This is a genomic window from Desulfobacter sp. (assembly GCF_050177295.1).
On sequence record NZ_JBFXHE010000097.1, the window covers coordinates 1 to 8,015 of the forward strand.

6 protein-coding genes, 1 tRNA gene and 2 pseudogenes are annotated in these 8,015 nt (G+C 49.5%); 6 read left to right on the forward strand and 3 right to left on the reverse strand.

Annotated elements, in window-relative coordinates:
• The 3 genes and pseudogenes from AB7U36_RS09220 to AB7U36_RS09230 form a co-directional block, all read right to left on the reverse strand.
• A pseudogene (locus AB7U36_RS09220) lies at window positions 1-453 on the reverse strand (prolipoprotein diacylglyceryl transferase); the annotation flags it as partial.
• On the reverse strand, window positions 453-1,484 hold the full coding sequence (locus AB7U36_RS09225; protein ID WP_428159493.1) for a phosphatidylserine decarboxylase: 1,032 nt from the start codon (window positions 1,482-1,484) through the stop codon (window positions 453-455). The gene AB7U36_RS09225 and the pseudogene AB7U36_RS09220, both read right to left, overlap by 1 nt.
• Before the next feature lie 4 nt (window positions 1,485-1,488).
• Window positions 1,489-3,894, reverse strand: coding sequence for a hypothetical protein (locus AB7U36_RS09230; RefSeq protein WP_428159494.1), 2,406 nt, complete (start codon window positions 3,892-3,894; stop codon window positions 1,489-1,491).
• 235 nt (window positions 3,895-4,129) lie between these two features.
• Here AB7U36_RS09230 and AB7U36_RS09235 point away from each other — a divergent pair, with 235 nt between their 5' ends.
• From AB7U36_RS09235 to pth, 6 genes and pseudogenes are all read left to right on the forward strand, one after another.
• Window positions 4,130-4,441, forward strand: coding sequence for a DUF1844 domain-containing protein (locus AB7U36_RS09235; protein ID WP_428159495.1), 312 nt, complete (start codon window positions 4,130-4,132; stop codon window positions 4,439-4,441).
• A 5-nt stretch (window positions 4,442-4,446) separates the two neighbouring features.
• A pseudogene (ispE, locus tag AB7U36_RS09240) lies at window positions 4,447-5,259 on the forward strand (4-(cytidine 5'-diphospho)-2-C-methyl-D-erythritol kinase); the annotation flags it as partial.
• Window positions 5,260-5,348: 89 nt separating this feature from the next.
• Window positions 5,349-5,423 (forward strand) — tRNA-Gln (locus AB7U36_RS09245).
• Between the two features lie 45 nt (window positions 5,424-5,468).
• Window positions 5,469-6,407 (forward strand): ribose-phosphate diphosphokinase, encoded by a 939-nt coding sequence (locus AB7U36_RS09250; protein WP_428159496.1) that lies wholly within the window; start codon window positions 5,469-5,471, stop codon window positions 6,405-6,407.
• A gap of 59 nt (window positions 6,408-6,466) precedes the next feature.
• On the forward strand, window positions 6,467-7,081 hold the full coding sequence (locus AB7U36_RS09255; RefSeq protein WP_428159497.1) for a 50S ribosomal protein L25/general stress protein Ctc: 615 nt from the start codon (window positions 6,467-6,469) through the stop codon (window positions 7,079-7,081).
• A gap of 59 nt (window positions 7,082-7,140) precedes the next feature.
• Entirely contained in the window at window positions 7,141-7,719 is a 579-nt protein-coding gene (gene pth, locus AB7U36_RS09260) for an aminoacyl-tRNA hydrolase (RefSeq protein ID WP_428159498.1), read from the forward strand.
• Window positions 7,720-8,015 lie beyond the last annotated feature (296 nt).

Here is an 8,015-nt window from a genome sequence, read left to right on the forward strand (position 1 = left end):
GGCCATCATCACAGCAACGGGAACATGAAAATTAAAGGTTGTGCCCAGGGTAGCATTCACCAGCATAATGATCCAGGGTGCGGTCACCACACCGGCAAACACAGCCCCGCCAATGGTCAGGGTGGCTTTTTTTTTTTCAACAATCCGGGCAACAATTTTAGACGCCGGAATGGTCACGGCCAGCAGCAGTACAGTCAACAGTACCAGCACAGAAATGGGCAGCCCGGCCGATGCAGCCAGAATCACGGCCATGATCACGCCAAAGGTATAAGCATTGGCGGACAAAAGCCCGTACCAGGTCAGATTCATTCCCCGCCACTGGTTTTGGTCCGTCTTTTCCAAGGGGAAAGCCGCCACCATCTGCCATTTTTCTTTGGGCAGGGTTTTAAATCCCCATCCCAGTACAATACCAATGAACAGACCCAGCCCAATAACAAAAAAAACGGTTGTCATTACAGATCTCCAAACGTTGCAGTTTCATCACAAGGGCAGGCATGGCCGATACCTGATCGCACGGCCACGTCCGTTTCCACAAGGGGCCTGCCAAACCCTTCACTGAAACGGCTGCTCACATCTGTGCGCATCTGATTTTCCAGTAAGTCTCTGGAAAAACAGATGCGCTGTTTTTGAAATATAACAATGGTTGTGGAGGAGCCCGGACGGTACAGGCTTTTGGGGCACCCCTTTTCCATGAAAAGTCCGGGCACCACAGCCCGGGGGGTTTCATATCCCTTTTTACTGTAGCACTGGACAATTTTTCCGATCATCATGGCCACCACTTCCACCATGCATACAAGACCGCATCCGGTGCCGCCGGACACATCCGTATCAATGATGGTGACCACCCGCCGGTTTTTAGAGTAGGGCGTCACCTCACGCACCACAGCCCCGGGATTGCAGGAATGAAAATGCCCGTTTATCTCATAAATATCCAGTACCGTTCCTGCCACGGGCGTATGGTTATAATGATATTTATCCGGGGTAAGCCGGGTCACGGCAAAATTGCCCTGGTCAAAGGCGTCAAGCCACTGGGGCTTATCCCGGCCGATAAGCTCAGAAAAATCAAAGAACTTGCCTTTAATAAACAGGGCTGAGTTTTTTGAAAAGGCCCCCACCAGAAGACGCGAATCTGCCGGAGAGACCACAGCATCAGCGCATTCAGGCATGGGGCGAAGCTGTTCATACCGAATCTTACGTTCAAAAATTTTTCGAAGGGTATCAAGGGTTGCAGGATCCCCGGTCACCTCACTTAAATCAATGCCTTGGACAGCCAGAAAACGTTTCGCATCAGACAAGGGCTTGTAAAAAGGCAGATCATAGGAAACAGCCCCGATCAGGCGGGACATCCGGGCTGAAATCATCAGATGGAACAAAAAGGAGGCATTTTCCCGAATTGGCGAATAAATGGCGCTGATAACGGGATCCGCTTTAAGGGCTTCGGTTCGAACCTGCCTGGTTTTGCGGTCTATATATTGATGTTTCATGGTGCTAATTCTCCTGCCAGGCCTGCATCTCCCGGCTGACTGCAAGGACCATCAGGTAAATAAACTTTTTAAGCGTTTCAGGCGCACAGGTCTCATCCATGAAATCCTGGCGCATGGATTTTAAAAATTTGAGAATATCCCGGCTGCCCAGAATCTGCCCAAGGGCCTGCCCGTACGAGGCATCCCGGTATCTTGCCCACAGGTCTATCTGCTCAAAGGCCTTGTTAAGCAGGTCAAATCCCTGGCTGATATGGGCCTGTCTTAAGGTCCGGCCGTAATAGTTTTCCGCGTTTGCATTAAACAGTGAGCCCTTCATGGACATGGGCTTATGCTTTCCGGATCCTTCAAGAATACCCTGGGTGATCCGGCCCCATGCGGCATGGGTCTGCGGCGAATTGATCCGGTTGTCAAGGTCGTCAAGAATGGATGAGCCGTTCAATGCCGCCACAAGATCAGCCCCCTCGGTTTGAATCAGGGAGATCAGGGCCCTCTGGTATTCCCGGACCAGTACCCGGGTGTAACCGGGATATCTGTGGCTGTGCCTGGTTCTATCGGTATTTTTCAAAATTTTAGCCAGAAACTGATTCCGGGTCCGGGTTTTGACAAAAAACGTGGGGATGCCAATGGCTGTACAAAAAAATATCTGGCGGCGCTCGCTTTCAACGGCCGGGGAATCCGGTATCATGGCATGGTTGATCTGCCGGGAATAGATATACTTCTGGGCCAGGGCCGTGATCAGCACCTGCAGGTCTGCAGCCTTTCCCATATCCCTGGCAACATCTTCAAATACGCTGAAGTAACGGTGTTCAAACCCGGAATACCCCATCTGGTGGTATTTCCTCAAACGGACCAGCTGGTACAGGGCCATGCGTCCGTCAAACACACCCATGTCGGTCAGGTCTTTTTTAAGGTCGGCCTCGCTTTCCAAACTGCCGTTCAGAGCCGGGCTTTGAAAGGTGCTCATCACCGAGGTAAAATAGTCAATGAGCCGGCCATCCGGCACAAAATCCCCTTTCAGTCTGAATATATTTGCAATCAGGCGGTCCAGCCACACCGGGCCAAAGGGGGTCAGGGCCTGGCCCATGACTTTGAGATGGGCCTTTTTCTTCCACCGCCGCCAGATCATGCGCAGATGGGTATGGGTCAGTTCGTGGGGCATAAAGCCTAACACCCGTTCCGGGTGAAACTCCTGGAAATCAATCCTGTGGGGGGCAGCCGAATAGGTGGTGGCGAACAGGGGCAAAAAATGCTCCCAGATTTTTATGGCCAGATCTCCTGTATATTTTTCATCCAGGGCCGTAATCCCTGAACCCGGATCAGACATGCACCGGGACAGTTTGACGCTGCCAAGACTGATATGGGTGCCGTTGTTGGCCAGGCTGATATTCGAGGTATTGGGCAGCACCACAAGGTTGGAGTTGATAATGCCTGCCTCCTTGAGCTGGGCCACGGCATTGAGCTGGCTGCGGGACAACACCTTGTGACAGACACTCATGTACTCTTTTTTATCTTCCCCCCGGTCCCATCCGGACAGGCACGGGCTCATGAATAATTCGCGGTAGAACGCATCTGAAATAACATCGTTAAGCCGTTTCTGGTCCCCGGGCGGGGTGGCGGAGAAGAAAACCTTTACCTTCTGGCCGTTTTCATTCAGTTCAAATTTATGCCCGGCATAGGCCACCAGGGCCTGGGTCAGAAGAAAACGAAGCAGGGTTTCGGCAGCAAGTTTCTCTCCCAAACTGCCGGACCCATCTGATTTAACCGGGTAAAATGAAAAAAGCTCAGGCGAACTGTTGTCATTGGAAAAATGGGCGAGCATTTTTTCGCCCCAGGTTTTTATCGGTTCCGGCACACCATTGTCATCGCCAACCGCATCTGCCAGGGCCAGTTTGAGCAGATAGGAAACAGGCACCCGGACCTGATTTTCCCCGTTTTTTTCAAACACGAAACAGGCAGCATCCCTGCGGTATTCTGATGCGGGAATTGATTTATCCGCCTTAAGATCTTTGTTAAACACCTGATTGGCAAACCGGTTCAGCACCCGGCGGGGAAACCACACCCAGGAATTTTCCCAATCCTGGCCATCCTTATCTTTGAGCAGGCGCTCCAGGACCATGACCCGCCGCTGGGGCGTTTCTCCGGTTCTGGCCTGTTCCACAAGATTCCGGTAATAATTGGACGTCTCAATGACCCGGGCCAGGTCGATATTTTCCCGTTTTCCCGCAACCACCGCCTGAAATTCATTTTCAGCACCTGCCGTGGCATCCCCGGCCATGAAAGGCAGGGTCCGGACAAAACTGTCCAAGGTCTGGTCATCCAGGCCCACAGCCGCGCTGATCCGATCCAGCCGCCGGGCCATGCCAGACAGCGCGGGTACCTTGTTGTCGTTACGTTTTATGGCTGCAATCATGTTGGAGCGTAATCCTGTCCGGAATGTTTGTGGCTATTGAGTTTTGAAGAAAATAGTATTTTATTATTACATTGATGTTAGAAGCGCACTAAGATTTTATGAAACAAATATCTGTATGAAAAAGGCGGCGTTTATTGTAATCTGGCACACTATAAAAGTTCAAAGGACAACGGCAATGGCTGTCTTAGACCTTGTGGGGTTGCCTAAATTTTTGTTGTGACACAAAGGAGGAAAAATGGCTCAAGGAGATGGATTTGTAATGAAAGAGGGGCAAGCTGGTGAATCGGCCCCTAAAAGTGTACTGCCCAGGATAGATTTCTCAAGTTTTATTTTATCTTTGTATTCCTCCGGTCTTGTGCAGCTTGGGACAGTGGAAGATCCCTCCACCGGAAAAAAAACAAAAAATCTGGAAATGGCCAAACACACCATTGATATGATTGCAATGCTTCAGGAGAAAACTTCAGGAAACCTGACCGGGGATGAAGAAAACCTGCTCGCCGCCCTGCTCAGTGAACTGCGCATAGCCTATGTGGCGGCCAAGGTCTGACGCAGGTGTATCTTTCTCCTGCGAAAATCAATTTATTTCTTTATGTCACGGGAAGGCGGGCTGATGGTTACCACGAACTGTTTTCCCTCATGGCTCCTTTGACGCTTGCCGACCGTTTGGAAATTGTCCGGTCAGGCAACGGCATCAAGGCTGTGTGCAGCCATCCTGATGTGCCTGAAGATGATACGAACCTGGCATGCAGGGCCGCAGCCCTTTTCAGGTCTGCAATGATTGACAGGAATGCAGATTGTGTTTTTCATGATCTGACAATTTACATTGACAAAAAAATTCCTGTATGCGGCGGACTTGGCGGGGGCAGTTCCAATGCCGCCTGTGTGCTCCTGGCCTTGAATGATATCTGTGAAACGCCGTTTTCCACAGAGGAACTGATGCGTTTGGGCCTGAGCCTGGGTGCAGATATTCCTTTTTTTATTTCCGGAGTGCCGGCATTCGCTTCCGGCGTGGGGGAAAAACTTGTGCCTTGCAGACAGATGCCGGATCTGTCCGTAATTATTGTTAATCCGGGTGTGCCTGCCTCAACAGTAAATGTTTTCAGAAAGTTAGAATTTGGATTGACATTTACCCCCTCCTATACTATAAAATCAAGTTCGAATGCGTTGCCATTCGGAGAAAAGCTAAATGGCATGGAAATTTTGCATAACGATCTTGAAGGTCCGGCATGCAGTTTATACCCTGAGATCGGTACTGCAAAAAAAGAGATGGCGTTGTTGCTGGGAAGAAATGTATATATGTCCGGAAGCGGCGCGTCTCTTTTTGCTCTTTACTCGGACCACGAAGTGGCCGAAAGGGACTATGAACAGCTTTCGCAGGTTCGGTCGGAAAATATGAAATTTGTTTTTCTTTCCAGGATTGAGCTTTTGGATGGTTGCAGTAAACAAAAGAGTTTTGGGGCGTCGTCAAGCGGTAAGACACAGGGTTTTGATCCCTGCATTCAGAGGTTCGAATCCTCTCGCCCCAGCCAAAATTTTAAAGGGCTATAAATGGTTGGAAAACAAAGAGGCCTAATATGAATGGCCTGTCAATTTTTGCCGGAAATTCAAATGTTCCCCTTGCAGAAAGAATATCAGGATATCTGGCCAAACCCTTGGGACGACTGAAGGTCAACCGGTTCAGTGACGGTGAAACCCAGGTCGAGATTCATGAAAATGTACGCCGGCGGGAAGTTTACGTCATTCAATCTACGTGCAAACCTGTGAACGATAATCTGGTGGAACTTCTGCTGCTCATTGATGCCTTCAGGCGCTCCTCTGCTGCCCGGGTGACCGCTGTAATTCCCTATTTCGGGTATGCCCGCCAGGACAAGAAGGTCGCTCCCCGGGTCCCCATCAGTGCCAAGGTGGTTGCAGAACTGCTTGAAAGAACCGGTGTTGACAGGATCATCACCATGGATCTTCATGCCGGACAGATCCAGGGTTTTTTTAATGTGCCTGTGGATAATCTTTATGCAGCCCCCATTATTATTGACGATATAAAAACCCGTTTCAGTGATGACATCATTGTCGTTTCTCCGGACGCAGGCGGTGTGGAGCGGGCCAGGGCCTATGCCAAGCGGTTAAATGCCGGCCTTGCCATCGTGGATAAACGCCGCAGCGCACCCAATCAGGCCAAGGCCATGGCCATTATCGGAGATGTGGAGGGCAAAATTGCCTTGGTTATTGACGATATGGTGGACACGGCCGGGACCCTGACCGAGGCTGCCGGCGTTATCAGGGAAAAGGGTGCCAGGGAAGTGCATGCATATTGTACCCATCCGGTATTGTCAGGTCCGGCCATTGACAGAATAACACAATCATCTTTGAACTCCCTTGTTGCAACGGATACCGTCCCTTTGTCGGAAGAGGCCCGTTCCTGTAGCAAAATAAAGACGCTTTCCATTGCAAAACTTGTCGGGGAGGCCATTATGCGCAGCTACAGGGGAGATTCTGTAAATTCTTTATTTGTATAAAAAAGATATATTTGATCAACCTGCCGTTTGTGTGAAAGGGCGGGTACGAAAGGGTTAAAATGGAACTTATAGAATTAAGTGTCGCAAAAAGAGAGGGCACCGGAAAGGGTGCTGCCAGAAGATTACGCGCAGACAAAGCTATCCCGGGCATTATTTATGGCGCAAAAATAGAGCCTGTAAAAATATCGGTTGATGTTAACACCTTTGATAAGGTGATCAGGGATAACGGTACCACGGGTCTTTTTTTTGATTTGAAAGTCGAAGGGGAGACCAGTAGAATGGTTATGCTCAAGGAGATCCAGATGGATCCCTTTGGACTGCGTTACCTGCATATTGATTTTCATGAAATTGATATGGATGCAAAAGTGTCCATTGTCGTTCCGGTTGAAACCGAAGGTGCCTGTGCCGGCGTCAAGGAAGGCGGTATGCTACAGATTATCCGTCGTGAACTCGAAGTGGTTTGCAAACCCAAAGATACCCCCGAGAGTGTTAAACTTGATATTTCAGAACTGGAGATCGGGGATTCCATTCATGTGGCAGATATTGATTTGGGAGCCGAAATTGAGATTCCCTTTGATACCAATTTTACCGTAGTCACCATTGTTCCGCCTGAGAGCGGCTCAGATGATGGCGAAGGTGAAAAAGCTGAAGTTGCTGACGTCGCTGCTGAATAGCTGCAACACCGTTTTTACGGTTTGTTTGCGTTTTAGTTTCAGATTGTTTTGTATACGTCATGGCTGACTCAAAACGAATATTAGCGGGTTTGGGAAACCCTGGAGATCAGTATTCCCAGACCCGTCATAATATTGGATTTGATGTGGTTGATGCTTTGGCGAATCGGGCCGGGTGCTGTGTGAACAAGGAAAAGTTCAATGCCGCTTACACCGGCATACGTATGGGGCTTCAGGACATTCTCCTGGTCAAGCCCCTTTTGTATATGAACAGAAGCGGTATCCCCATCCAGAAGCTGGCAGCTTATTTCAAAATCGATCTAGCGGATATCATTGTGGTCCATGATGACATTGACCTTGCTTTTGGAAAGATAAAGATTGTGCAGGGCAGGGGACATGGCGGCCATAACGGCATCCGTTCAATCATTGATGCCTTTGGGCAAAAGGAATGTGTCCGGGTTCGGGTGGGTATTGGCCGGCCTGGCAATGAAGGGTCCGTTACCGGACATGTTCTGGGTAAATATGCCCCGGACGAGCAGGCCTGTCTGAATCAGGTGATTGATGATGCCTGTGACGCCTGCCTCTCTATCCTGGAAAAAGGGGTGGTCAAGGCCATGAATCTCGTTAATTCCTCCCGATAACAAGCGTTTTCCCTTTGCCTGGGAATAGGTTACAAAAGCTATCAATAATTAATAAGTTGACAATATTGTTTAAATATGGTTCTATGCCTCAGAATGGATAACGTGTATCAAAATAATAAGGTGGGCATAAATGGCAAAACAATCTGGGGCAATCCAATCTGGGGCAATCCAATCTGGGGCAATCCAATCTGGGGCAATCCAATCTGGGGCAATCAGGGCTGAAGTAACTGGTAAGTCAACCAAAAAAGCGTTTTCAAAAGGCGACATGGCGGTCTATCCTGCACACGGTGTCGGCT